Raw genomic sequence first — 23,222 nt, 5'->3', positions numbered from 1 at the left:
GTGACCGTCTCGTTCTCCCTGCGTGACCAGGTCGCCCTGGTCACCGGTGCCTCCAAGGGCATCGGCCAGGCGATCGCCGTGGCGCTCGCCGAGGCCGGCGCCCGCGTCGCCTGCAGCGCGCGAGCCGAGGAGAGCCTCACCGAGACCCTGGGCCTCATCTCCGACGTCGGAGGCCTCGGGGTCCCCGTCGCGTGGGATGTCCGTGACCCTGAGGCGGCCGGGCCCGCCGTTTCCTCCGTGGAGGAGCGCCTGGGCCCGCTCCGCCTCGCCGTCAACAACGCCGGCATCGGCGCGGGCACCCCGGCGCTGGAGCTGACACCGGACCAGTGGCGCTCGGTCTACGCCACCAATGTCGACGGCGTGTTCTGGTCATGCCAGGCGCAGGCCCGTGCCATGCAGGCACACGGTGAGGGGGGAGGAATCGTCAACATCGCCTCGATCTCGGGCCACATCGCCAACCGTAACCTCACGCAGGCGCAGTACAACTCCGGCAAGGCAGCGGTCATCCACCTCACGAAATCGCTCGCCGTCGAGTGGGCGGGCCTCGGGATCCGCGTCAACGCGGTCAGCCCCGGCTACACACTGACGCCCATGAACCAGCGCCCGGAGGTGGCCGATCTTGTGCTGGAGTTCGCCGACAGCACACCCCTGGGCCGGTTGGCGACCCCCGAAGAGATCGCCGGTCCGGTGCTGTTCCTCCTGAGTCCCGCAGCCAGCTACATCACAGGTGCGGACCTGCTGGTCGACGGAGGCTACTGCTGCTGGTAGCCGCCGACCAGCGCCTAGGGTGGGGCCATGGAGCAACGCAGCGTCGGCACATCAGGGTTGAAGGTCAGCGTCGTCGGGATGGGGTGCAACAACTTCTCCCGGCCGGGAACCGCCACGGAGTCCCTTGAGCAGAGCGTGCGGGTCATCGGCGCAGCCATCGACCAGGGAGTCACGTTCTTCGACGGCGCTGACATCTACGGTGGTGCCCCGGGACGCAGCGAGGAGTTCCTCGGCGTTGCGCTGCGGGGCAAACGGGATCAGGTGGTGATGGCCACCAAATTCGGGCATCAGGACTTCACGATGCCCGGCTCCGAGGCTTGGGGCCCGAAGGGCGCGAGGCGCTATGTCCGCTCGGCCGTCGAGGCCTCCCTGTCGCGGCTCCAGACGGACTGGATCGACCTCCTGCAGATGCACACCCCGGATCCGGAGACCCCCATTGAGGAGACCCTGGAGGTCCTGACGGACCTGGTGGGCGAGGGCAAGGTTCGCTTCATCGGGCACTCCAACTTCACCGGGGACATGGCGCGCGAGGCCGCAGAGATTGCCGTGGCGGAGGGCCTCGAGTCCTTCGTCTCGGCCCAGAACGAATACTCGCTTCTGGCCCGCGACATCGAAAACGACCTTCTTCCGGCGGCCGTGGACCTGGGGCTCGGCGTCTTCCCCTACTTCCCGCTGGCCAACGGACTCCTCACGGGCAAGTACACCCGCGACGGTGGCGGCGAGGGGCGGATGCGTTCCATCAAGTCCGCCCAGCTGGCGGGCGTGGACTGGGATCTGCTCGAGCGCTACCGGCGGTTGTGCGAACGCGCCGGTCACACGATGCTGGAGGTGACCGTCCAGTGGCTGCTCGGCCAGCCGTCCATCACCTCGGTGATCGCCGGCGCGACGCTGGTGGAGCAGGTGGCGCAGAATGCCGCCGCCGGGTCCGCCGCGGTCCCGGACGGGGTGCTGGACGCCGTCGACGAGATGTTCGCCCCCTGACCGGATTCAGTGGGACGTGATGGTCACGGAGTGGGAGACGTGGTCGATGACGAAGGTCACATCGCCCCGCTGGACGACTTCCGTGCCGGGCTCCGGGGCGGCCTCCACGGGCCTGGCAGCCAGGCGCGCAAGGGAGCGCAGGCCCTCGTCGTCGGGGATGGTCGCCACGTAGATGGCCCTCCCCGCGCCCAGCGTGCGCATCGTGACGGCCGGCCTGGCGTCCGCGCGGCCTCCCTCGAAGCTCGCCAGGACCTCGGCGGTGTCCACCGTCAACTCCTCCGCACAGTGCGTGCCCTCGAATCTTCCGAGTGACCCCGCCACTGGTGCGCTCTGCTGGCCAGGCGGAGTCAGCGCCAAGGCACCGAAATCGGTCACGCGCATCCCGAAACTCTCGCCGAGGAGAGTGGTGAAGCCACCGGCACGGAACCTGTCGTGTTCGTCCACGATGTCACTGAAGGGCCCCGTCACCACGGTGCCTCCCCGCTCCAGCACGGACAGTATGCCTTGGGCGGCGTGCTCGGTGAGCAGGTAGAGCAGGGGGGCGAAGACGGTGTCGTAGTGGCCGAGGTCCGCCTCCGCGTCGACGACGTCCACCAGCACGCCCAGATCGAGAAGTGCCGAGTGCCAGCGCTGAATCTGGGCCAGATAGTCCAGCGTCACCGGATGGTCCGGCTGCTCGATCGCCCACCTGTTCTCCCAGTCGTAGACCAGCGCCACCCGTGCCCGAAGCCGGCCGAGAGGCGGCAACTCCTCCAGCGCCGCGCCCAAACCGACGACCTCGCGCCACGTCCGCGTTCCCGTGCCCGCATGGGGAAGCATCGCGGAGTGGAACTTCTCCGAACCCGCGCTCGACTGCCGCCACTGGAAGAACATCACGCCGTCCGCCCCACGTGCCACGGCCTGCATGCTCAGGGCGGACATCTCACCGGGCGCCTTGGGCGCATTGCTGGGCCGCCAGTTCACCGCGTTGCTCGCCTGCTCCATGAGGATCCAGGGCGTGTCCGGCTTGAGTGAGCGGATCAGATCCCTGGTGAATGCCGCCGAGCGCCACGCGTCGGGGTCGTTGGGATCCGGGTAGCTGTCGTCGGAGATCACGTCCAGATGGGGTGCCCAGCGGTGGTAGTCCAGCGGCTCGAACGCCCCCATGAAGTTGGTGGTCACGGGCTGCGTGGCCCCTGCGTCCCGAATGATGCCCTTCTCCATGAGGTACAGGTCCAGAAGGGCGTCGGAGGTGAAGCGCTTGAAGTCCAGCACCCCGGCCGGATTGAGGCTGTAGGGCGCCTTGCGCGGGGGGACGATCTCGTCGAAGGATCCGTAACGCTGGGACCAGAAGGCGGTGCCCCAGGCGCGGTTGAGATCCTCGATGCCCGCGTAGCGCTCGGCCAGCCACACGCGGAAGCCGCGGGCTGCGTTGTCGGAGTAGTCCGCGGGGAGGTGGCAGCCGAACTCGTTGTTGACGTGCCACAACTGCACCGCCGGGTGCGACGCGTAGCGCTCGGCGATGGCGGCGACCAACTCCCCGGCCAGCCGCCGATAGTCCGGTGAGGTGGGGGCATAGGCTTGGCGGCTGCCATGCCAGAACCGGGACCCGTCACGGTCCTCGGGGAGCGCCGACGGGTACCTGATGCCCAGCCACGGCGGCGGCGAGGCCGTGGCCGTGGCCAGGCACACACCGATCCCGTGCGCGTGGAGAATGTCGAGCACCCTGTCCAGCCAGACGAAGTCGAACACGCCCTCGCTGGGCTGGATCCTGGCCCAGGAGAAGATCCCGACGCTGACCAGATTCACCCGCGCCTCACGCATGAGGCGGGCGTCCTCGAGCCACACCTCCTCGGGCCACTGCTCCGGGTTGTAATCTCCGCCGTAGTACATCGCCATCGTCCTCGATCGGGGGGCCGGCCCTGCCGAGCCGCTCCGGGCAAGGATAGGGGAGTTGCCCCCCGTCGGCGCAGCGTGGCCCCGGCGGCGATAGGGTGCGCAACACATCGACATCCGAAGGAGCATGTGTGATGCAGATTCTCGCCCCCTGCGCCGGCCAGGTCATCGCGATCACCGACGTGGCGGACCCCGTGTTCAGCGCCCAGACCGTAGGCCCGGGCGTCGGGATCGAACCCGACGGAGGGCGCCAGGTCGTCGTCGCCCCCGCTGACGGAACCCTGCTCAAGGTCAGTCCCCACGCCTTCATCCTCCTCGTGGGAGGGGAGATCGGGATCCTCGTCCACATCGGCATCAACACCGTCAAGCTGGCCGGCCAGGGTTTCGAGGTGCTCGCCGACCAGGGCAGCGACGTGACGGTAGGGACACCCATCGTGGCCTGGGATCCGGCCTCCGTGACGGACCCGTCGATGTCGAGGACCGTGGTGGTGGTCGTCATGGACGCGGAGCCCGACTCGGTCTCCGACGTGGCAGGCGGCACCGTAGCGACGGGTAACCCGCTCTTCACCTGCTGAGACGCGCCCCGATAGTGTCGCGGGGTGAGCCGAATCCACCCCGTCGTCCTGGTGTTGATCGCCATCGCGTCGGTGCAGTTCGGGGCCGCCCTCGCGAAGGGCATCTTCGACGCGGCACACCCCGCCACGCTCGCCTTCCTGCGTGCAGCCATCGCCAGCCTCGTGTTCCTGCTCATCGCCCGCCCGCGGGTCTCGGGCCGGTCCCGAGGGGACTGGCTGGTGGCCACCGGCTACGGGTTGTGCCTGTCCGGGATGAACCTCCTCATCTACCTGAGCATCTCGCGGATCCCGATCGGCCTCGCCGTCACGCTCGAGTTCGTCGGCCCGCTCGGGTTGGCGGTGCTGGGCTCGCGGCGGGCGGTGGATCTCATCTGGGTGGCGCTGGCCGCCGGCGGCGTCGTGCTGCTGGGCTCAGGCCCGACGGAGCCCGACCTCATCGGCATCGCCCTCGCGCTGGGAGCGGGCGGACTGTGGGCCTGCTACATCGTCCTGGCCGGCCCGCTCGGCCGCCGCTGGGAGGGCACCAGCGGGCTGACGGTCGGATCGCTGATCGGGGCCGCGGCCCTGGCGGGTCCTGGCGTCGCCCTCGCCGGCGGGTCCCTGGGAGACCCGCGGGTGCTCGTCGTGATCTCGCTCGTGGCGCTGCTCAGCACCGTCATCCCCTACGGCCTGGAGCTGCGTGCCCGTCGCAGCATCGCGGCCGGCACGTTCGGCATCCTGATGAGCCTCGAACCGGCAGCGGCGGCACTGTTCGCGTGGGTGGTGCTGGGAGAATTGCTGCACCCGATCGAGTGGTTGGCGATGGCCGCCGTCATCGCCGCGTCGATCGGGGCCATCCGCACCGCCCGGAGGAGGACACATGACCAAGCCACACGGAGCCACACCGGCGTTGAAGGCGCTTGACGCGGCCGGGGTGAGCTACCGGGTGCATGAGTACGTGCACGATCCCCGGGCCACCAGCTTCGGGCTCGAGGCCGCGACCGCCCTCGGGGTGCCGGCCCGTCGGGTGTTCAAGACGCTGCTCGCCTCCGACGGCGCGGCCTTGGTGGTGGGGGTCGTTCCTGTCGACACCACCCTCGACCTCAAGGCCCTCGCCACCGCCGTCGGGGTCAAGCGCCTGGCCATGGCAGCTCCGGCCGTCGCCGAGCGCTCCACCGGCATGATCATCGGCGGCATCAGCCCGCTCGGGCAGAAGCGCAGCCTGCGTACCGTCGTCGACGCCTCCGCCATGGACCACGACACCGTGCTGGTCTCCGGAGGACGGCGAGGGCTGGATGTGGAGCTGTCGCCCCACGAGCTGGTCCGGCTGACCGGGGCCTCGGTCGCCGTCATCGCGGCGGGGTAGTCTCGAGCCATGACGGAGAACCTCACGTTGACCAACAACGCCGCCGCCAACCGCTACGAGCTCCACCACGGGCACGAGCTCATCGGCCTGATCGACTACCGGATCGACGGGGACGTGGTGGACATGCACCACACCGAGGTGGACCCGGGCCACGGGGGCAACGGGCACGGCAACCGGATCGTTGAGTTCGCGCTGAACGACGCCCGCGAGGCGGGGTTCAAGGTCAGGCCCACCTGTCCCTTCGTCGCCAAGTACCTCCACCGGCACGAGGACTTCTGGGATCTCCGAGCCTGACCCGCCCCTGAGGTGACGCCCACGCCGCTGAGGGGCACAATGGGCCCTGATTCACACTGACCGTCACACCCGAGGGAGCCCCGATGAGTGGAGCCATCACCATCCGCCGCAACGACGACGCGCAACAGGTGACGCTGACCACCACTACCACGGGCCTGGACCTGTTCGGTGATGACCGCAGCGTCGTGGCCATGCGGGTGAGCGGGGAACTTCGTGATCTGGCCGCCGAACTGGTGGAGGGGGACGAGGTGGAGCCGGTGCTGATCGACAGCCCTGAGGGCCTCAGCATCCTGCGCCACTCCGCAGGGCACGTCACCGCGCAGGCGCTGCAGGGCCTCTTCACGGACGCCAAGCTCGGCATCGGCCCTCCCATCACGGACGGCTTCTACTACGACTTCGCCACCGCCCCCCTCACGCCGGAGGACATCAAGTCCATCGAGAAGCAGATGGGCCAGATCGTCAAAGAACGCCAGCGCTTCGTCCGCCGAGTCGTCACCGACGACGAGGCCCGCGCCGAGCTCGCGGCCGAGCCATTCAAGCTGGAACTGGTCGCGGACAAGGGCTCGTCGTCGGACGAGGACGGCTCCAGCGTCGAGGTGGGCGCCGGCGAGCTCACCATTTACGACAACGTCCGACGAGACGGCTCAGTGGCCTGGAAGGACCTGTGCCGCGGACCCCACGTCCCCCACACGGGCTATCTAGGAAACGGTTGGGCGCTGACCCGCACCTCTGCCGCCTACTGGCGCGGTGACCAGCGCAACGCAGGACTGCAGCGCGTCTACGGCACAGCCTGGCCCTCGAAGGAGGCGCTCCAGGCGTACAAGAACCGCTTGGAGGAGGCAGCCAAGCGTGACCATCGCAAGCTGGGTGTGGAGTTGGACCTGTTCAGCTTCCACGAAATCGTGGGCTCGGGCCTGCCCCTGTTCCACCCCCGCGGCGGCGTCATCAAGCGGGAAATGGAGGACTACGTCCGGGCCCGCCACATCGAGGAGGGGTTCGACTACGTCGGCACCCCGCACATCGCCAAGGAAGAACTGTTCTACACCTCCGGACACCTGCCCTACTACGCCGACGGCATGTTCCCACCGCTACTGGAGGACGCCGAGCGCGACGAGCAGGGTGTCGTCGTCCGGGGGGGCCAGGCCTACCGCCTCAAGGCGATGAACTGCCCCATGCACAACCTGATCTTCGCCTCCCGCGGACGCTCCTACCGTGACCTGCCGCTGCGTTTCTTCGAGTTCGGCACCGTCTATCGCGACGAGAAGTCCGGCGTCATCCAGGGCCTCACCCGGGTGCGGTCGATCACCCAGGATGATTCGCACAGCTACTGCGCCAAGGAACAGGCGCCGGACGAGGTGCGCCACCTGCTCAAGTTCGTGCTGTCGCTCCTCAACGACTTCGGCCTCACAGACTCGGTGCTGGAGGTCTCCACCCGCGACGAGGACGGCAAGAAGAAGGACAAGTTCATCGGCTCGGACGAGCAGTGGGCCGAGGCGACGGCGGTGCTGGACGAGATCGCGGCCGAGTCCGGTCTCCCCATCGTCGCGGACCCCGGCGGCGCGGCCTACTACGGCCCCAAGATCTCCATCCAGGCCAAGGACGCCATCGGGCGCACCTGGCAGATGTCGACCATCCAGTACGACTTCAACCAACCTGAGCGGTTCGGGCTCGAATACACGGCCCCGGACGGCAGCCGCCAGCAGCCGGTGATGATCCATTCGGCCAAGTTCGGTTCCATCGAGCGGTTCATGGGGGTGCTCATCGAGCACTACGCCGGCGCCTTCCCGGCGTGGCTCTCACCGGTTCAGGTGATTGCCATCCCGGTGGCCGCGGAGTTCGACGAGTACCTGGGCGGCGTTGTCGCCCAGCTCCGAGCCAGTGGCGTCCGGGTGGACTTCGACGACTCCGATGACCGCTTCGGCAAGAAGATCCGCAACGCGGCCAAGGAGAAGGCTCCCTTCGTGCTCATCGCTGGTGGCGATGATCGCGACGCAGGCTCGGTGTCATTCCGGTTCCGGGACGGCTCTCAGCGCAACGGCGTGCCCGTGGCGGAGGCGGTGGCCACCGTCGTGGACTTCATCGCCTCGCGATCGAACACCTCCCCGACAGCCGATGCCTGAGTCCGAACCAGAGACCAGCGACGAATTCGCCGGGGTCCCGGACGCCTTCCAGCGGCTGTGGACCCCGCACCGGATGGTCTACATCAAGGGCGATGGCAAGCCACGCAACAAGGGTGAGTGCCCGTTCTGCTCCTCACCGCGCCGCGACGATGCCGAGGGCCTCGTCGTGGCGCGCGGCGAGCATGCCTATGTGGTGATGAACCTGTTCCCCTACGCGCCCGGCCACCTCCTCGTGTGCCCGTACCGTCACGTCGCCGACTACACCGACCTGACTCCTGAAGAGGCCATGGACGTGGCCGCGCTCACGCAGCGGGCGATGACGGTGGTGCGGCGGGTGTCCCGGCCGGACGGGTTCAACATCGGTATCAACCAGGGGGCTGTGGCCGGCGCCGGCATCGGCATGCACCTTCACCAGCACATCGTGCCGCGCTGGTCCGGCGATATGAATTTCCTGCCGATCGTGGCGCAGACCAGGGCGCTGCCGCAACTCATCGGTGAGGCCCGCTCCCTGCTCGCCGAGGCCTGGCGGGCCTGAGGTGAGGTTCAGCGGCGCGGTCTGGGCGGTCGGTGGCCGGCTCCCGCGCCGATGCGGCGACAAGTTGGCGCGGGTCGTGGCACCGGTGGCCGCGCTGATGCCGCTCCGAGGAGTTGCTTCCTGGGAAGCCACCATCGAGCGGGCCAACGGGAGACAGCCCACACGCGCCCAGCGTCGCCTGCTCGTGGAGAACTGGCTGCGCAATCTGCTGTGGTCGTTGAGTCTGGCGCGGTGGTCCGACGAGGAGGTCATGGCGGTCATCGATATCTCCGCCGGGGATGAGGCCAAACTCCACTCCTCGCTCGCTGGTCCGGGTCTCGTGGCGGCTCTGCCGCACATGGGTTCCTGGGACTTTGCCGGCGCCTGGGCCGCCCGCGTCGGCATCCGGGTGGTCAGCGTGGCCGAGCGGCTTCCCGACGGGCTCTTCGAGCGGTTCCGTGACGCCCGGCAGGGCATGGGAATGACGATCTACCCCGTGGACCAACCCGAGCTCATGCACGCCCTCGCCGACGACATCCGTGCCGGGCGACTGGTATGTCTGCTGAGCGACCGCGATCTCTCATCGCGCGGCCTCCGTGTCACATGGCCAGAGGCCGGTGAGGTGGGCGTGCCGGCCGGGCCCGCACTGCTCGCAGCCCGCACCGGCGCAGACCTGCGGGTGGTCACCACCGGCTTCCACGGTGGCCGGCTCCGCCTGGAGGTGTCGGACCCGATCCTCGGCGACAGCCCTGAGGCATTGATGCAGGGCGTCGTGGAGCGGTTCGCGTACGCCGTGCGGCGCAGCCCGGAGAATTGGCTCATGTTGCGCCGGATGTTCAGGTGAGCCTTCGGGTGACGCTCGTCTGCCCCTACTCCCTGGACGAACCAGGGGGTGTGGCCACCCACGTGCTCGGCCTCGCCCGCTGGCTCCAGAACGAGGGCCACCGCCCCGTCGTGGTGGCACCGGGGGAGCGGGCCCAGGAGTGGGGCGTCCCGGTGACGTTGCTCGGCGCGACGCACGGGATCCGGTTCAACGGCTCGGTCGCCCACCTGGCGATCCGTCCCGCGCAGGCTCGGGTGGCGGCTCAGGCGGTGATGGGCTCCGACGTCGTCCACGTCCACGAGCCGTTGACGCCAGGGGCGGCCTTTGCTGCGGCCAGGGCGTCGCGGCGCCTGGTTGTCACGCACCACGCCTCCTTCGATCCGGGCCGGGCGGGCGCGCTGATCCGACTCAGGGCCGCGCTCCTCCCCGAACGGGTCACCGTTGCGGTCTCGGAGGCGGCCGCCAGGACCGCACACGCCGTCACCGGCATCGAGCCCCTGATCATCCCCAACGCCATCACGGCGCCGACGATGCCGCGTGCCGACACCCGCGAACCTGGAGGTCGGCCACTGGTGGTCTTCGTGGGCCGGCTGGACGAGCCACGCAAGGGCTATCCACTGTTCGCGACGCTGGCCGACCAGGTACCCGAGGCCGATTTCGCCGCCATCGGTCCGGGGCTGGGGTCCGGGGGCCGGGTGCGCCAGCTCGGACGCCTCGACGACGCGGCCAAAGCCCTGGTGCTGCAGAAAGCCTCCGTGCTGGTGGCGCCCAACCGGTTCGGGGAGAGCTTCGGCATGATCCTGGTGGAAGCGCTGGCCTATGGCTGCGCCGTCGTGGCCACGGACCTGCCCGCGTTCCGTGACGTGGTGGACCATCCCGGCTTCGTGTCCTGGTTCCCTGTCGACGACGTCGCCTCGGCCCGCGTGGCGCTTCGTCGCCGCCTCGCCGCACCCGTCGACCCGACGGCGGCAGGTGCGCTCGTCCGTCGCTACACCTGGCCTGCCGTCGGTCCCCGGATCCTGGATGCGTACGCACTCGTGGCCGGTGCACCCGGCGCTGACGTAGGCTGAGGACGTGCACAGCTCGCCAGTGGTCAAGGAGTGGGACACCGAAGCCGTCCTCACGGTGCCCAACGTGCTGTCGTTCATCAGGTTGCTGGGAATCCCCGTCTTCTGCTGGCTGATCCTGGCCGGCCACGATCTCGCCGCCGTCATCATGCTGGCGGTCTTCGGCGTCACGGACTGGTTCGACGGCTACCTCGCGCGTCGGCTCAAGCAGCGGAGCCGGCTGGGCACCCGATTGGACCCCATCGCGGATCGGCTCTACATCCTCGCCGCAGTGGCGGTGCTCCTGGTCCGCGGCATCGTGCCCTGGTGGTTCCTCCTCATCCTCTTCGCCAGGGACGTCATGCTGGCCGCGCTGGTACCGGTCCTCCGTAGGCACGGGATGCTGGCGCTTCCCGTCAACCTCGCGGGCAAGGCGGGCACCATGCTCCTCCTTCTCGCGCTGCCCCTGATTCTGCTCGGCTCCGCCACCTCCCTGAACCTTGTCTGGGCCCACTACGCGGGTTGGATCCTCGGCGCGCTCGGCGCGGTGGTCTACTGGGCCGCCGGACTCCTCTACGTCCGCGCCACGCTGCAGCTGCACAGGGGCGCTTCGTGAGGCGTCCCGACGCCAGCATGAGCCTCCTCACCGACATCCAGGCAGACGCGCTGGAGCCCGGTTATCGCCAGCAGACGGAGCGGAGGCCCAGCCGCAGCCGGCTCCTCATCGCGGTCGCCCTGGTCAGCGTCCTGGTCACGGTCGCCGCCCTGCAGACCACCCGCGGCGCGGGAGACATCGCCGCCCAACGCACAGAACTCCTGGACCGGGTGGCGGCCGCTCGGGCCCGTCAGGACGAGTTGGCCGTCCTCTCAGCTGAGTTGGGGGCCGAAGTGCGCGAACTCAGCGAGCGTGCGCTGGGAGATCCGGTCGAGCGGCAACGCCTCGCCGACGCCGAGTTGTCGGCAGGCAGCCTCCCGGTGAGCGGTCCCGGCATCGTGGTCACCGTCGATGATGCCCCCGAAGCCACCCAGTCGCAGGGTCTGGTGCTCGACAGCGACCTCAGCCGCCTGGTCAACGGCCTGTGGGAAGCCGGCGCCGAGGCGGTCTCCATCAACGGGCGCCGGATGAGTGCGCTGACCCCCATCCGGGGGGCGGGGGCCGCCATCACCGTGGACTTCGTCTCCCTCAGCCCTCCCTACCGGGTGGAGGCCATTGGCGACTCCCGCACCCTCCCGGCCCGCTTCAACGAGACGGCCGCCGCGGCGTGGTGGCAGTTCCTCACCATGAACTACGGCCTGACCATGGACATCGAAGCCTCCGATGAGGACCTTCAACTGGAAGCCGATCCCGGAATGACCATCCGCTATGCCACCACGGCCGGCACCGACGAGGAGAACTGACGTGTTTGCGATCTTGGGACTGGTGGCAGGGGTGGTCGTGGGACTACTGCTGCAGCCCACGTTGCCTCCCGTGCTGGCCCCGTACCTTCCCATTGCCATCGTCGCGGCCTTCGACGCCATCCTCGGCGCGACCCGGGCCTATCTCGAAGGCATCTTCTCCGATCGGGTGTTCCTGGTCTCCTTCCTCTCCAACGTGGTGATCGCAGGGCTGATCGTCTTTGTCGGGGACCAGATCGGCGTGGGCTCGCAGCTGTCGACAGGAGTGGTCGTCGTCCTGGGAATCCGGATCTTCACCAACGCCGCCGCGATCCGACGGGCGCTGCTGCATGCCTGAGACCAAGGCGCGTCGCGCCACGAGGCAGCAACCGACCGGGCACCTCCGGGCGTTCTTCCGGCCCAGCCGGGGCCAGTTGGTGGCCGGCGTTGCCCTCTTTCTCACCGCCCTCATCGTGGTGCTCACCCTTCGCTCCCAGGCCAACCAGCCCGAGTTCGCGAACGTGCGCCAGGCGGACCTGATCCAGCTGCTGGACAACGTCACCGTCGAGACGCGTCGGCTGGAGGACGAGGTGCGTGAGCTTGAGCAGGCCAGGACGGAGCTCCTCAGCGGCGCTGACAGGGACGAGGCCGCCCGCCTGGAGGCCGCCCGGCGCCTCGAGCAGGCCCAGATCATCGCCGGCACCATCCCCGTGACCGGCCCAGGGATCCGGATCGAGATCAGGGACCCGCAGGGCCGTGTGGGCGCCGAGTTGCTCCTGGACGCCGTGGAGGAACTTCGCGACGCCGGCGCCGAGGTCATCGAGCTCAACGACACCGTCCGGCTCGTGATGCGTTCGTGGTTCAGCACCGACCCCTCGGGACGGGTCACCGCCGACGGTGTCGCGCTGGAGGAGCCCTATGTCATCGAGGCGATCGGCGACCCCGCCACCCTCGAGGCCGGCGCCCGGTTCCGTGGGGGTCTGGTTAGCGAGATCGAGGGCGACCGGGTGGGCGGCCGTGTCCAGATCACACAGTTGGATGCCATCGATATCGACTCCGTGGCCGCACCTGGGGACAACGAGTTCGCCAGACCGCGGTAACGCAGTTGATAGCGGGTGATAAGTTCCTCAGGTAGCGTTGTACGCTCAGCGCCCCACCGATGTCCTAGTGAGGAGTCCCACCCATGAAGTGCCGACAGTGTGGATCTGAAAGCCCGTCGGAGGCGCGGTTCTGCAGTGTCTGCGGCGCCCCACTCACGGACCCCACCGGTGACACCACCACGATGATCCCCGTCACCGCTGACGACAGGCCGAGCGTCGAACTCACCGAGCAGGAGCGCGCCGAGGCCAAGTTGCTGGCCGAGGGGAACGCCCTTCTCGTCGTCAACCGCGGCCCCGGTGACTCCAGCCGATTCCTCATCGACAGCGACATCACCAACGTGGGCCGGCACCCGGAGTCGGACATCTTCCTCGACGACATCACGGTCTCGCGCCACCATGCGAAGTTCGTCCGCAGCGGCGGGAAGCTCTACCTGGAAGACCTGGGAAGCCTGAACGGCACCTACGTCAACCGCACGCTGCTCGACGGTCGGACCGTGCTGCGCGAGGGCGACGAGATCCAGATCGGGAAGTACCGTGCCACGATCTCGCTGAGCGAGCCCGGTCTGAGCTGATGCCCGGCGCGGCGCGCACCATCGGCCGCGTACTGGAGATGATCCGGGCCGAATTCCCGGACATCTCCGTATCCAAGCTGAGGTATCTCGAGACGGAAGGCCTGATCTCCCCGGACCGCCAGCAGCCTTCGGGCTACCGGAGGTTCAGCCAGGAGGACGTGGACCGGCTGCTCTATGTGCTGCGCGCGCAACGCGACCGCTACCTCCCGCTCAAGGTCATCCGCGAGGAACTCGACGCGCTCGATCGCGGAGAGCAACCCGAGTCCCTGGCCTCGGTGAGCGCTGACGAGGAGCCCGCAGCCGAGCGTCGCCAGACGTCGCGCTCCTCCTCGGGCCCCGGCCTCATGACGCGTCGCCAGGTCTTGGGCGAGTCCGGTCTGGGGGAGGCCTCCCTCATCCATCTGGAGCGGCTCAAGATCGTCCAACCCCGCCGCGGGTCCCAGCTGTATGGACGTGAGGCGGTGGCGATCGCCACCGCCGCCAAGAAGCTCGTCGGCTACGGGATCGACCTGCGCCAGCTCAGGGTGATGCAACAGGCCGCCGCGATGGAGGCCGCGGTGGTGGAGCAGGCGCTGGAGCAGTATCAGCGCCGCTCGGGACCGCCGCCGGACGTGGTGACGGACCTCTATCGAGTGGTGATGCAGGCACACGCGGCCCTGCTCCACGGCCAGATCCACTGAGTAGGCTGTGACCATGATCCATCTCGACGTGCTCGGCATCCGCCTGGTCTCCACGGAGGAACCCGCCGTCCTGCTGCTGCAGGAGCGCGGTGGCTCGCGGTGCCTGCCGATCTGGATCGGCACGATCGAGGCCGCGGCCATCGCCAGCGGAATGGAGGGGCCCGAGTCCGCGCGGCCGATGACTCACGACCTCCTCGCGGCACTGCTCCCACTCATCGACCCCGGACAGGGCAGGGTGGAGATCCTCGCCGTCAAGGACGGGGTGTACCGGGCGCAACTTCACCTGGGCGAGCATGTCGTCGACGCCAGGCCGAGCGACTGCGTGGCCATCGCGGTGCGACTGGGATGGGAGATCCAGTGCCCTGCAGCGCTGATGGATGAAGTAGGGGTTGAGGTTGAGGCAGCCCAGACCGACGAGGTCGAGGCCTTCCGCGCGTTCCTCGACAGCGTCAGCGCAGACGACTTCGAAGACGAATAATGCCTAGTCAGATGCCAGATTGCTGCGGCACTGCGAGTCCCGCCAACCAGAGTGCGGTCGTCGGTCCGGCAACTTTCTCAGGGCGGCTCGGGCGTGTCGCGGACCGGTGCCCGCGCGCCCGATTAGCGTCAGCCACGTCGATGATCCATCGCCGCCGTAGGAAGTGAGGGAACGTGACCGAGACGCCAGAGGCCGAGCCGCTGCAAGCCCTGCTCTTCGACGGCGACTTCGCGCCCGTTCCCAGTGACACCGGTTACCGCGGCCCGATCGCCCACCGCGTGGCAGGAATCACCTACCGCCAGCTCGATTACTGGGCTCGGACCGGCTTGGTAGTCCCGTCCATCCGTAACGCCGAAGGCTCCGGTACCCAGCGTCTCTACTCCTTCCGCGACATCCTGCTGCTGCGCGTGGTGAAGCGCTTCCTCGACATTGGGATCTCGCTGCACCAGATCAGGGTGGCCATCGACCACCTTCACACCCGGGGGGTCGACGACCTCACCGAACTCACCCTCGTCAGCGACGGGTTCAGCGTCTACGAGGTGACCTCCGCCAACGAACTGTTCGACCTCACCCGCGGCGGTCAGGGCATGTTCATGATCTCGGTCAGCAGCGTGTGGCGCGAGTTGGAGGGCACCCTTGCGTCCCTGCCGGGGGAGCGCACCGTGGAGTCGACCGTCGTCGAGCCGTCGGATCCCTCCGACGAGCTGGCACAGCGTCGCCGCGCCCGGGTCGTCTGAGCACCCACACGGTCCGAGGCACGGGGGTAAGGTCTGGTCCGTGAAGGACTGGATCGAGAAGGTGACCGCCCACCCCGTCGTTGCCCACGGCATGGCAGCGATGGACCGGTACAACAAGCGGCTCGGCCCCCAGTTCGCCGCAGGAGTCACGTACTTCTCGGTGCTCTCCATGGTCCCCATCCTCATGTTCGCCTTCTCGATGCTGGGCCTGACGCTCACCGTGCTGCGGCCAGACCTGTTGGACCAGATCAAGGAGACCATCGACGCAGAGCTCGGCACCAGCAGCCTCGCCAAGAGCCTCAGGGCCGTGGTCGATGACGCGTTCTCCAACTGGGCCTCGGTCACACTCGTGGCGCTCGCGACCGCCGGCTACTCCGGCTCGAACTGGGTGGGCAACCTGAAACGCGCCGTGCGGGTGATGTGGGCCGACTCGTTCAGCGACGGCGCCTTGAAGGGCAACTTCTTCGTCGAGCTCGCCATCAACCTGGCCATCTTCGTCGGTCTGCTCGCGACGGTGGGGCTGAGCCTGGGCGTCGCCTCGATCGGCGGCGGCTTTTCCAGGCAGGTGATCGAGTGGCTCGGCTGGAGCCATCTCCCAGGGATCGGGTTCGTGTTCCAGGCCGTGGGGCTCGCGCTGAGCCTGGTGGCGAGCTGGATTCTGATCGCCTTCCTCTTTGTGGTGCTCCCCAGGGCCACCGCAGCGCCAAAGGCCTGGCTGACCGGCACCCTGATCGGTGCGGTCTCGGTCACCGCGCTCCAGCAGATCGCGGGCCGGCTGGTGGGAGTGTTCTCACGGAATCCGGCGATCGCCGTCTTCGGCTCCACCATCGTGCTGATGCTTGTGTTCAACATCCTCGCCACCATCATCCTCATGTCGGCTGCATGGGTGGGGACGCACGACGTGTGGGCGGCCGAGCTCGCCCGCAAACGGGCCGACAACACCTCGGACCTCCTTGAGGCGAGCCGCATCGACGTGGACGAGACCCGACCCGCCGGGGCGGCCGGGGCGCCGCGTCGGTGGGCGGCCACGCGAACCCTCGATGACCTGCGCCGCGCCGAGCCCCTGCCGCCCCTGTCGACGGACCCTGAGCGAGGTGTCCGGCAGGACGTAGCAGGCAGGAGCGTCCGGATCGGAGCCACGCTGGGCTACGGGGTGGGTGCGGCCACCGGTCTGGGCCTCGGCGCCGCCCTCGCCACACTGGTGCGTCGACTGGTCGCTCTGAGGCGTCGCTGAACCCAGGACGCTAGTGGGCGGGATCGAAGTCGACGTGGACCCGGCCCTGTGCCGGCACCTCGACGTCCAGTTCCTCTCCGCAGTGGGCAAGGAGGTACCTGCCCGCGTGCTGCGGTGAACGCGCCGCGAGTGAGACCCGGGTCGGCCGGCGGTGCCGCCAGGCCAGGTCCACGTGGATCCCGGGACGCGCAACCAGGCCGGTGACCGCACCATCGTCGAGGCCTGGGGCGAGCGCCGGCAGCACCTCGATCCTGCCTGGGCGGTGGCTCTGCAGCAGGGACTCGACGAAGGCGCCGAGGAAGCCGAGGTTGCCGTCGATCTGGAATGGGGGATGAGCCGCGAACAGATTGGGGTAGAGCCCACCTCGGTGCGCGATCCCCGCCCCATCGTCGGCCGGCCTCAGCACGAGGTTGAGCAGACGACCCACCGCCGCACCGTCGCCCAGGCGCGCGCGCAGCGCGATCTTCCAGGCCAACGACCAGCCCGTTGAGTCGTCACCGCGGGCGTCGAGTGTCGCGGCGGCCGCGGCGTCCACCGGGCCGGGCTCAGCGGCCCCGGGGTACCAGCCGAACAGGTGAGACAGGTGCCGATGCTGCACATCCTCCTGCTCGCGCGGCTCCCCCCACTCCGCGACCGTGCCGTCCGCCGAGACCCGGGGCCCCGGTATCCGGGTGGCCATCTTCCGCGCCTCGTGCGCGATCGGATCCTCCGGGTCACACGTGGCCGCGATCTTCGCGGTGAGCAGGAGGACGTCCCGGACCAGGGCGCGGTCCATCGCCGAGGACCGGGTCAGCGATGCCGGCCGGCCCTGATGGAGGTAGCGGTTCTCCGGGGAGGTCGACGGGCTCGTGAAGGGCACCCCGTCGGCGTCCAGGCGCAGAAAGTCCAGCAGGAACCGCGAGGCGCCGCGGGCAACGGGCCAGAAGCGCCGCAGCGTGTCCTCATCCATCCCACCGAAGCGTCGCTGTTCGTCGAACTGGCGCACCAGCCACGCTCCACCCATCGCCCACTGCGACCAGGACGCGTCGCCGTTGGTGGGGAGCGTGTAGGCCCAAGCGTCCGAGTTGTGATGCGCCACCCAGCCTCGCGCTCCGTAGAGGCGACGTGCGGTGTCCTCCCCGCGCTCCGCCAATGCCTCCAGGAGAGGAAGGAGCGCTCGATGACTACCGGAGGCCCCAGTGCTCTCGGCGCCCCAGTAGTTCATAGGCAGGTTGATATTGAGCGTGTAGGCCGACGACCAGGGGGGCTGCAGCTCAGCGTTCCAGATCCCCTGGAGGTTCGCCGGCAGGCAACCGTCGCGGCTGGAGCTGAGCAGCAGGTAGCGACAGTACTCGAGGAGGAGCGCCACCAGGGCCGGGTCGGTTGCGGGCACGTCGCCGCCCGCAGCCCCGGCGCGGAGGCGCTCAGCGGGATCCCGCCCGGTCGCGGCCGCCCCGTCGAAGGCGCAATCAGGGCCCAGGCGCACCGTGAAGCGTCGGGCGCGCTCGGCATGGGCGAGTACGTGCCGGCGTAGGGCCTCGTCGGGCACGGCGGTGGCGCGCATGACTGCCCTGCCGATGGCGTCCTGGAGCGCCTCGGGTGGTCGAGTGGCGCTGGTGAAGGTGGTTTCCAAGGCGACCGCCACGTGCGTGGACGTGGCGCCTCGGATCAGGAGGGCCTCCCCGTCGGAAGCAGGCTCGCCGTCCGTGGTGACACGCAGCCGCACGACGGCGTGCAGCGGCTCGATGCCTGGCAGGTCCCAGGTCAGGGCCGGCGAGTCGGGCTCGTGACTCGGCGCGACGTCCGCCGGGAGCGCCGCGACCAGCGTGAGGGCGTCGGCCGCCACCTCCGTGGACACGACCTTCAGCGGCGTCGACAGGCTGATCCTCACCTCACCCGGGGTGCTGGAGCGCACGGTGTGGACCAGCACGTCATCCTCCAGGCAGGTGGCGGTGGTCATCTCCCAGGTGCCGCCGTCGACGGTGAGGGCGGCGGTGTGGACGCCGGTGGTCAGATCCAGGGTCCGGGTCACGGCGGCACCGGCGGTGGGGAGCTGCACTTCCACTACCCCCACCGGCAGGAAGGCCTGCGAGTAGCCGTGCTGCAGGGGGCGCAGCGCCTCCTCGGCGCCCACCGGATCGTCCGCGTCGATCAGGGCGCGGCCGCGGGACAGAGCGGCGGACGCGTCCAGGGGATCGACCAATCCCCGGGCCGCTGAGCCGACCCCGCCTGACCAGGCGGTGGCCTCGTTGAGCCCGATGCGCACCCGGGTCGGTTCCACGCCCACCATCGCGCCCAGGCGCCCATTGCCCAGGGGCAGTCGGTCCAGCCAGGACTTGGAGGCATGCCGGTAGGTCAGGCTGGTCATGCTGCGCCACCGCCGGGATTGGATTCGCGCACCACGGCGACGTCGCCCGCTGCGATCGTGTGCCGGCCCTGGATCTCCTCGCCGCTGAGCAGGTTCAGCCCGGACACGTCCACTGCCCGGGGGGTGTCGGTGTGGTTGATGGCGAAGAGGTAGCTGGCGCCGCCCGCGCGTCGGCGCACCAGCTCCAGCCCGTCGTAGGGTGCGGTGGGCAGGCCCGACTCCGCGAGGACCCGCGCCAGGAACACTGTCAGGGACGCAGCCTCGAGCCGCGTCGACACATAGTGGACGTGCCCACCGCCAGGCCGGACAAGACGGGTGACGGCCGGTGCGCCGGCACCGATGACAGGATGGGCATCGGCGGTGTAGCTCGCCACTGCCTCGGCGCCCCGCAGCTGGAGCACCTCGGTCCAGGAGCCACCCGAAGAGCCGTCGGACAGGGTGACCCGCGACGCGTCGGGCAAGGGCACATGCTCCTCGACCCTGATACCCGCTAGCTCAGCGAACGCACCCGAGTAGCTGCCCTGTCGCACCCGGAGGTGCTCGTCGGTGGAGCCCGCGAAGTGCCACACGGCGAGGTGGCCGCCCTGCTCGACGTGACGGGCGAAGGCCGAGGCCTGAGCGTCGCTGACGGCGAGCAGGGAGGGCACCAGGACCACGTCGTAGGCGGACAGATCCCCATCGGGGGACACCACATCGGCCACCACACCCAGCTCCCAGAGCGCGGTGTGCACGCCTCGCACGGCCGGCAGGAACTCCACGTCGGCCGACGGCAGGGCCGGGGTCTGGGCAGCCCACCAGGCGTCGGCGCTCCACACGATGGCCACCCGTGCCTCGACGACGGGACCTTCCCCAGGATCCGCGACCGCCTCGGCCACCGACTCCAGCTCCGCCCCCAACTCGGCGAGCTCCCGGAAGATCCGCGAGTCCGCGCCCACGTGCGGCACCATCGCGGAGTGAAAGAACTCGGCGCCCACCAGGGGGGAGCGCCACTGGAAGAACAGGGAGCCCATGGCGCCACGGGCCAGGTACTGGTAGGTGTTTCTGCGCATCCGGCCCGGCTCCTTGGGGAGCATCCGGCCGCCGGCATAGTCGTAAATGAGGCTGGTCGCCTGTTCCATCAGCAGCCAGGGCCTGCCGCCGGCGAACGACCGGGCAAGGTCCGCGCCGAAGGCCACGTGGGTCTCGCCCGCCGGGCCGGCATCGTCGAGATAGTGATCGATCGAGACCACGTCGATCTCGCGGGCGAAGGCCCACTGGTCGTAGTGGTTCCAGGTGGGGAGCATGAAGTTGGTGGTGGTCGGAACGCCCGGGGTGAGCTCCCGCACGACGGCCACCTGGTCGCGGAGGCAGTCCAGCAACACGTCGGCGCTGAATCGTCGGAAGTCGAGGACGTGCGAGGGGTTGGGGAGGTACTGGGTGGCCTGCGGGGTGTGGAGGTCCTGCCAGTCGCTGTAGATCTGGGACCAGAACGGCGTGTTCCAGGCCGCGTTCAGGGCGTCGAGATCGACGTAGCGTCTCCGCAGCCACGCCCGGAAGGCCTCGTCGGTGACAGGACCGTGGGAGAGGGTTCCGTACTCGTTGTGCAGGTGCCACATCGCCAGGGCGGGATGCGCGCCGTAGCGCTCCGCGAGCACGCGGGTGATCCGCACCGCCGCCTCTCGGTACGCGGGGGCAGCCGGATTGTAGGTGTCGCGGCTGCCGTGGATGAGGCGCACCCCGTCCGCTGTGACCGGCAGCGCCTCCGGGTGGGCACGTGTGAACCAGGGCGGGGGAGAGGCGATGGGGGTGGCCAGGATTGCCCGCGCGCCCGCCGCGTGCAGCCTGTCCATGGCATCGTCCAGCCAGCCGAAGGTGTAGCGACCCTCGGCCGGCTCCAGCGACGACCAGGCGAACACCCCGACGGTCGCGGTGTTGACGTGGGCGGTGGCCATCAGGTCCATGTCCTCGTCGAGAACACTCGACGGCCACTGCTCCGGGTTGTAGTCGCCGCCGAACCACACGGCGTCGGGAAACTGTCGAAACGATTCGATCCTGCTCACGCGCTCACAGTACACGCAGCCGCCCAGCAGCGGAACACCTCTCTGGGTTGCGTTCTGCATCCGAGGGGGGGAACCGGACCCGCCGCCCGCCCCCGGTGGAAGGAGGAGTGCGGACGGCGGGTTCACGAGCATGCCGGGGCCGGCACGCGGGCGGTCAGTGGGCGGCGGTGACCGTGGGGAAGTCCTGGCCGATGGAGGCCAGCATCTCCTTGAACCAGTCCTGGTTGAGGTCGAACGGCTTTCCGCCCTTGATCCGGTCGAACGCGATGGCGCTCAGCACATCACCGTTCTCCTCGTCGTGGCCGATGACACCGGCCTCGCCCTTCAGGGCGGAGTCGACGGCGAGGTCTGTGCACTCCTTGATGAGGGCGAGATCCGCGTCGTTGGCGGCGGCGGAGCGGGAGAAGTATCCGGACTTCTGGATCATGACCTTCTCCGCGTTCAGCTTGTCAGCGAACTTCGACGCGAACCAGGCGCCGGGGTTGATCTTGTCCAGCTTCACGTGCCCGAACGGATCGCGCGGGACCTCCTCGCCTGCGCCCTCCATCTCGGCGACGATGGCGTCCAGGCCGGCACCCTCGGACAGGAAGATGGTGACGTTGCCCACCTCGTCCATGATCTTTCCAAGGCGTTCGGCCTCCTTGGCGATGTCGATGACGCCTTCGGGCACGTAGACGCCGTGGACGTCCCACGCCTCCCGCGACAGTCCGATCTCCGGCAGCCACTCCTGCGTGTCCAGCCAGGCGCGGTACTCGGCCGCGGTGGCGGCGGTGAGCCACCCGCAGTGACGGCCCATCACCTCGTGGACGATGAGCATGCGTGAGCCGGAGTTGTGTTCACCGACGATGTTCTTGGCGAAGACGGCGCCCTGCTCGGCCGCGGTCCACGCGCCTAGGGACTGCTTGATCGGGATGACGTCGTTGTCGATGGTCTTGGGCAGGCCCACGACGGTCAGGCCGTAGTCGTGTTCGGCGAGGTAGGCGGCGAGGTCTGCTGCGGTGGTGTTGGTGTCGTCGCCGCCGATGGTGTGCAGCACATCTACGCCGTCTGCCACCAGGCGGTCCGCTGCCACCTGGAGCGGGTTGGCCCCCTCCGCGACCAGTCCGCGCTTGACGAGGTCCTTGGCGTTGGTCAGCTTGACGCGGGAGTTGCCCACCGGAGACCCGCCGAACTTGTGCAGAAGTGCCGCGTTGGCGCGCACCGTGTCGTCGACGACGAGGATTCGCCCTTGAGCAGGCCTTGGTACCCGTGGCGGTAGGCGATGATCTCGATCTCCGGTGCCACCTGCGTGTAACGCTCGATCAGGCCACCGATGGCGGAGGAAAGGCAGGGGGCGAATCCGCCGGCCGTGAGGATGGCTACCTTCTTGACCATGAGGGTCCTTTCGTGGAGTTCTGTGTGGATTCCACCCTATTGCACGCGCCCCGGAGCGGCGGCTCTGGGGCGACGATGCACCGCAGGACCGGGGTTGTCCACAGGCGTTCGCGGATGACCCCCACACTTGGCACGATGTCCCCATGAGAGTGCGGCGAAACGAGCGCGGATTGAGCGGCTCGGTCCAGGCTGTGGTCCTGCTGCCGGTCAGCATCGGGATCATGTTCAGCCTGCTTCAGTGGTCGCTGCAGTACTGGGCCGAAGCTACGGCGCTGGCCGCCGCACAGCAGGGCGCGGCCGTCGCCTCGGCATACAACGGGACCCGGGCCGACGGGGAGGTAGCGGCCGCTGAGGTGGCGGACAACGGGGCGCTGTCCGGCGTCCGGGTCGAGATCGCCCGCGGCGCCCGGAGCACCACGGCCACGGTCCGCGGGCGCGCGGTCGTCGTCGTGTGGCCCCGCGAGATCAGCAAGGCGGTCACCGTGCAGACCGAGCGGCTGACCGGGTCATGATCGGTGAGGCTCGCAGGGGTGCGCAGCGGGGGTTGGCCCTCTCTGTTGAGGCGGTGGTGATCCTGCCGGTGCTGGTGCTGTTCATCGGCCTCCTCATCACCCTGGCACGGGTGGCCATCGCGGATCAGGCCGTCGGCTCGGCTGCGGCCGCGGCGGCGCGGGCAGCGTCCCTGGAGCGGGTCACGTCGAGCGCCCGGGCGGCGGCGCTGGACTCGGCCCGCGCGTCGCTGGCGCAGCGCAACATCGTCTGCCGCGACACCCGGGTCACCGTCGACGCCGACGGGGTGGGTCGGAGCGTGGGGGAGCGCGCCACGGTCAGCGCCGAGGTCCGCTGCCTCATCGAGATGAGAGACGTCAGCCTCCCGTTCATGCCGGGTGAGGTGGCGGTCTCCGCCACCCGCACCTCCCCGGTGGACCCCCTGCGCGGGAAGTAG

Annotated in this window: 24 protein-coding genes and 1 pseudogene; 21 read left to right on the top strand and 4 right to left on the bottom strand. The window is 69.2% G+C overall.

From position 1 onward, the window contains the following. Positions 1–768 (top strand): glucose 1-dehydrogenase, encoded by a 768-nt coding sequence (locus tag ACX1D1_RS09430; RefSeq protein ID WP_220489312.1) that lies wholly within the window; start codon positions 1–3, stop codon positions 766–768. A 27-nt stretch (positions 769–795) separates the two neighbouring features. Next, positions 796–1,749, top strand: coding sequence for an aldo/keto reductase (locus tag ACX1D1_RS09425; RefSeq protein WP_459054367.1), 954 nt, complete (start codon positions 796–798; stop codon positions 1,747–1,749). A gap of 6 nt (positions 1,750–1,755) precedes the next feature. Here ACX1D1_RS09425 and ACX1D1_RS09420 read toward each other — a convergent pair whose 3' ends face one another. Further along, positions 1,756–3,621 carry a beta-galactosidase gene (locus ACX1D1_RS09420; protein ID WP_220490937.1) on the bottom strand — a complete coding sequence of 622 codons (1,866 nt, stop codon included), beginning with the start codon at positions 3,619–3,621 and terminating at the stop codon, positions 1,756–1,758. Positions 3,622–3,758: 137 nt separating this feature from the next. Here ACX1D1_RS09420 and ACX1D1_RS09415 point away from each other — a divergent pair, with 137 nt between their 5' ends. The 17 genes from ACX1D1_RS09415 (at position 3,759) to ACX1D1_RS09335 (ending at position 16,516) form a co-directional block, all read left to right on the top strand. After that, complete coding sequence (locus tag ACX1D1_RS09415) at positions 3,759–4,199, top strand: PTS sugar transporter subunit IIA (RefSeq protein WP_220489313.1); 441 nt, start codon at positions 3,759–3,761, stop codon at positions 4,197–4,199. A gap of 24 nt (positions 4,200–4,223) precedes the next feature. Next, positions 4,224–5,102 (top strand): EamA family transporter, encoded by an 879-nt coding sequence (locus ACX1D1_RS09410; RefSeq protein ID WP_182782804.1) that lies wholly within the window; start codon positions 4,224–4,226, stop codon positions 5,100–5,102. Further along, positions 5,059–5,544 (top strand): Cys-tRNA(Pro) deacylase, encoded by a 486-nt coding sequence (gene ybaK / locus ACX1D1_RS09405; RefSeq protein WP_182782805.1) that lies wholly within the window; start codon positions 5,059–5,061, stop codon positions 5,542–5,544. Before ACX1D1_RS09410 ends, ybaK begins: the two co-directional genes overlap by 44 nt. 9 nt (positions 5,545–5,553) lie before the next feature. After that, positions 5,554–5,838, top strand: coding sequence for a GNAT family N-acetyltransferase (locus ACX1D1_RS09400; protein WP_182782806.1), 285 nt, complete (start codon positions 5,554–5,556; stop codon positions 5,836–5,838). An 83-nt stretch (positions 5,839–5,921) separates the two neighbouring features. Continuing rightward, positions 5,922–7,958, top strand: coding sequence for a threonine--tRNA ligase (gene thrS, locus ACX1D1_RS09395; RefSeq protein WP_459054366.1), 2,037 nt, complete (start codon positions 5,922–5,924; stop codon positions 7,956–7,958). Further along, on the top strand, positions 7,951–8,493 hold the full coding sequence (locus ACX1D1_RS09390; RefSeq protein ID WP_182799964.1) for an HIT family protein: 543 nt from the start codon (positions 7,951–7,953) through the stop codon (positions 8,491–8,493). The genes thrS and ACX1D1_RS09390 overlap by 8 nt, the downstream gene beginning before the upstream one ends. A gap of 76 nt (positions 8,494–8,569) precedes the next feature. Next, positions 8,570–9,316 (top strand): LpxL/LpxP family acyltransferase, encoded by a 747-nt coding sequence (locus ACX1D1_RS09385; protein ID WP_370586110.1) that lies wholly within the window; start codon positions 8,570–8,572, stop codon positions 9,314–9,316. Then, a complete protein-coding gene (locus tag ACX1D1_RS09380; protein WP_182782810.1) occupies positions 9,313–10,365 on the top strand; it encodes a glycosyltransferase family 4 protein in 1,053 nt (350 codons plus the stop codon). Before ACX1D1_RS09385 ends, ACX1D1_RS09380 begins: the two co-directional genes overlap by 4 nt. 4 nt (positions 10,366–10,369) lie before the next feature. Continuing rightward, positions 10,370–10,957, top strand: coding sequence for a CDP-alcohol phosphatidyltransferase family protein (locus ACX1D1_RS09375; protein WP_370585731.1), 588 nt, complete (start codon positions 10,370–10,372; stop codon positions 10,955–10,957). Beyond that, positions 10,954–11,739 carry a DUF881 domain-containing protein gene (locus ACX1D1_RS09370; protein ID WP_182782811.1) on the top strand — a complete coding sequence of 262 codons (786 nt, stop codon included), beginning with the start codon at positions 10,954–10,956 and terminating at the stop codon, positions 11,737–11,739. The genes ACX1D1_RS09375 and ACX1D1_RS09370 overlap by 4 nt, the downstream gene beginning before the upstream one ends. Before the next feature lies 1 nt (position 11,740). Continuing rightward, positions 11,741–12,073, top strand: a complete 333-nt coding sequence (locus ACX1D1_RS09365; RefSeq protein WP_182782812.1) for a small basic family protein — start codon at positions 11,741–11,743, stop codon at positions 12,071–12,073. Next, positions 12,066–12,815: a DUF881 domain-containing protein gene (locus ACX1D1_RS09360; protein ID WP_182782813.1), complete on the top strand. Its 750-nt coding sequence runs from the start codon at positions 12,066–12,068 to the stop codon at positions 12,813–12,815. The genes ACX1D1_RS09365 and ACX1D1_RS09360 overlap by 8 nt, the downstream gene beginning before the upstream one ends. An 83-nt stretch (positions 12,816–12,898) precedes the next feature. Next, the gene (locus ACX1D1_RS09355; RefSeq protein WP_459054365.1) at positions 12,899–13,387 is read left to right on the top strand and encodes a double zinc ribbon and FHA domain-containing protein; all 489 of its coding nucleotides are present in this window, start codon (positions 12,899–12,901) and stop codon (positions 13,385–13,387) included. Beyond that, a complete protein-coding gene (ftsR, locus tag ACX1D1_RS09350) occupies positions 13,387–14,067 on the top strand; it encodes a transcriptional regulator FtsR (protein ID WP_459054364.1) in 681 nt (226 codons plus the stop codon). The genes ACX1D1_RS09355 and ftsR overlap by 1 nt, the downstream gene beginning before the upstream one ends. 13 nt (positions 14,068–14,080) lie before the next feature. Next, a complete protein-coding gene (locus tag ACX1D1_RS09345; RefSeq protein WP_459054363.1) occupies positions 14,081–14,545 on the top strand; it encodes a bifunctional nuclease family protein in 465 nt (154 codons plus the stop codon). Between the two features lie 173 nt (positions 14,546–14,718). Next, positions 14,719–15,282 carry a MerR family transcriptional regulator gene (locus ACX1D1_RS09340; protein ID WP_182782817.1) on the top strand — a complete coding sequence of 188 codons (564 nt, stop codon included), beginning with the start codon at positions 14,719–14,721 and terminating at the stop codon, positions 15,280–15,282. 40 nt (positions 15,283–15,322) lie between these two features. After that, on the top strand, positions 15,323–16,516 hold the full coding sequence (locus ACX1D1_RS09335) for a YhjD/YihY/BrkB family envelope integrity protein (RefSeq protein WP_182799969.1): 1,194 nt from the start codon (positions 15,323–15,325) through the stop codon (positions 16,514–16,516). Positions 16,517–16,526: 10 nt separating this feature from the next. Here ACX1D1_RS09335 and ACX1D1_RS09330 read toward each other — a convergent pair whose 3' ends face one another. From ACX1D1_RS09330 to ACX1D1_RS09320, 3 genes and pseudogenes are all read right to left on the bottom strand, one after another. Continuing rightward, positions 16,527–18,863: a glycosyl hydrolase family 95 catalytic domain-containing protein gene (locus ACX1D1_RS09330; RefSeq protein WP_459054362.1), complete on the bottom strand. Its 2,337-nt coding sequence runs from the start codon at positions 18,861–18,863 to the stop codon at positions 16,527–16,529. Next, positions 18,860–20,902 (bottom strand): beta-galactosidase, encoded by a 2,043-nt coding sequence (locus tag ACX1D1_RS09325; RefSeq protein WP_459054361.1) that lies wholly within the window; start codon positions 20,900–20,902, stop codon positions 18,860–18,862. The genes ACX1D1_RS09330 and ACX1D1_RS09325 overlap by 4 nt, the downstream gene beginning before the upstream one ends. 154 nt (positions 20,903–21,056) lie before the next feature. After that, positions 21,057–22,276: pseudogene (locus tag ACX1D1_RS09320) on the bottom strand (pyrophosphate--fructose-6-phosphate 1-phosphotransferase). 143 nt (positions 22,277–22,419) lie between these two features. On the opposite strand from ACX1D1_RS09320, the gene ACX1D1_RS09315 reads away from it, so the two are divergent. After that, complete coding sequence (locus ACX1D1_RS09315; protein ID WP_182782822.1) at positions 22,420–22,788, top strand: pilus assembly protein; 369 nt, start codon at positions 22,420–22,422, stop codon at positions 22,786–22,788. Next, complete coding sequence (locus tag ACX1D1_RS09310; RefSeq protein WP_182782823.1) at positions 22,785–23,222, top strand: TadE/TadG family type IV pilus assembly protein; 438 nt, start codon at positions 22,785–22,787, stop codon at positions 23,220–23,222. The genes ACX1D1_RS09315 and ACX1D1_RS09310 overlap by 4 nt, the downstream gene beginning before the upstream one ends.

It is taken from the genome of Tessaracoccus luoxuelianae (assembly GCF_054483915.1).
This window is presented reverse-complemented; position numbering and strand designations above follow the sequence as displayed.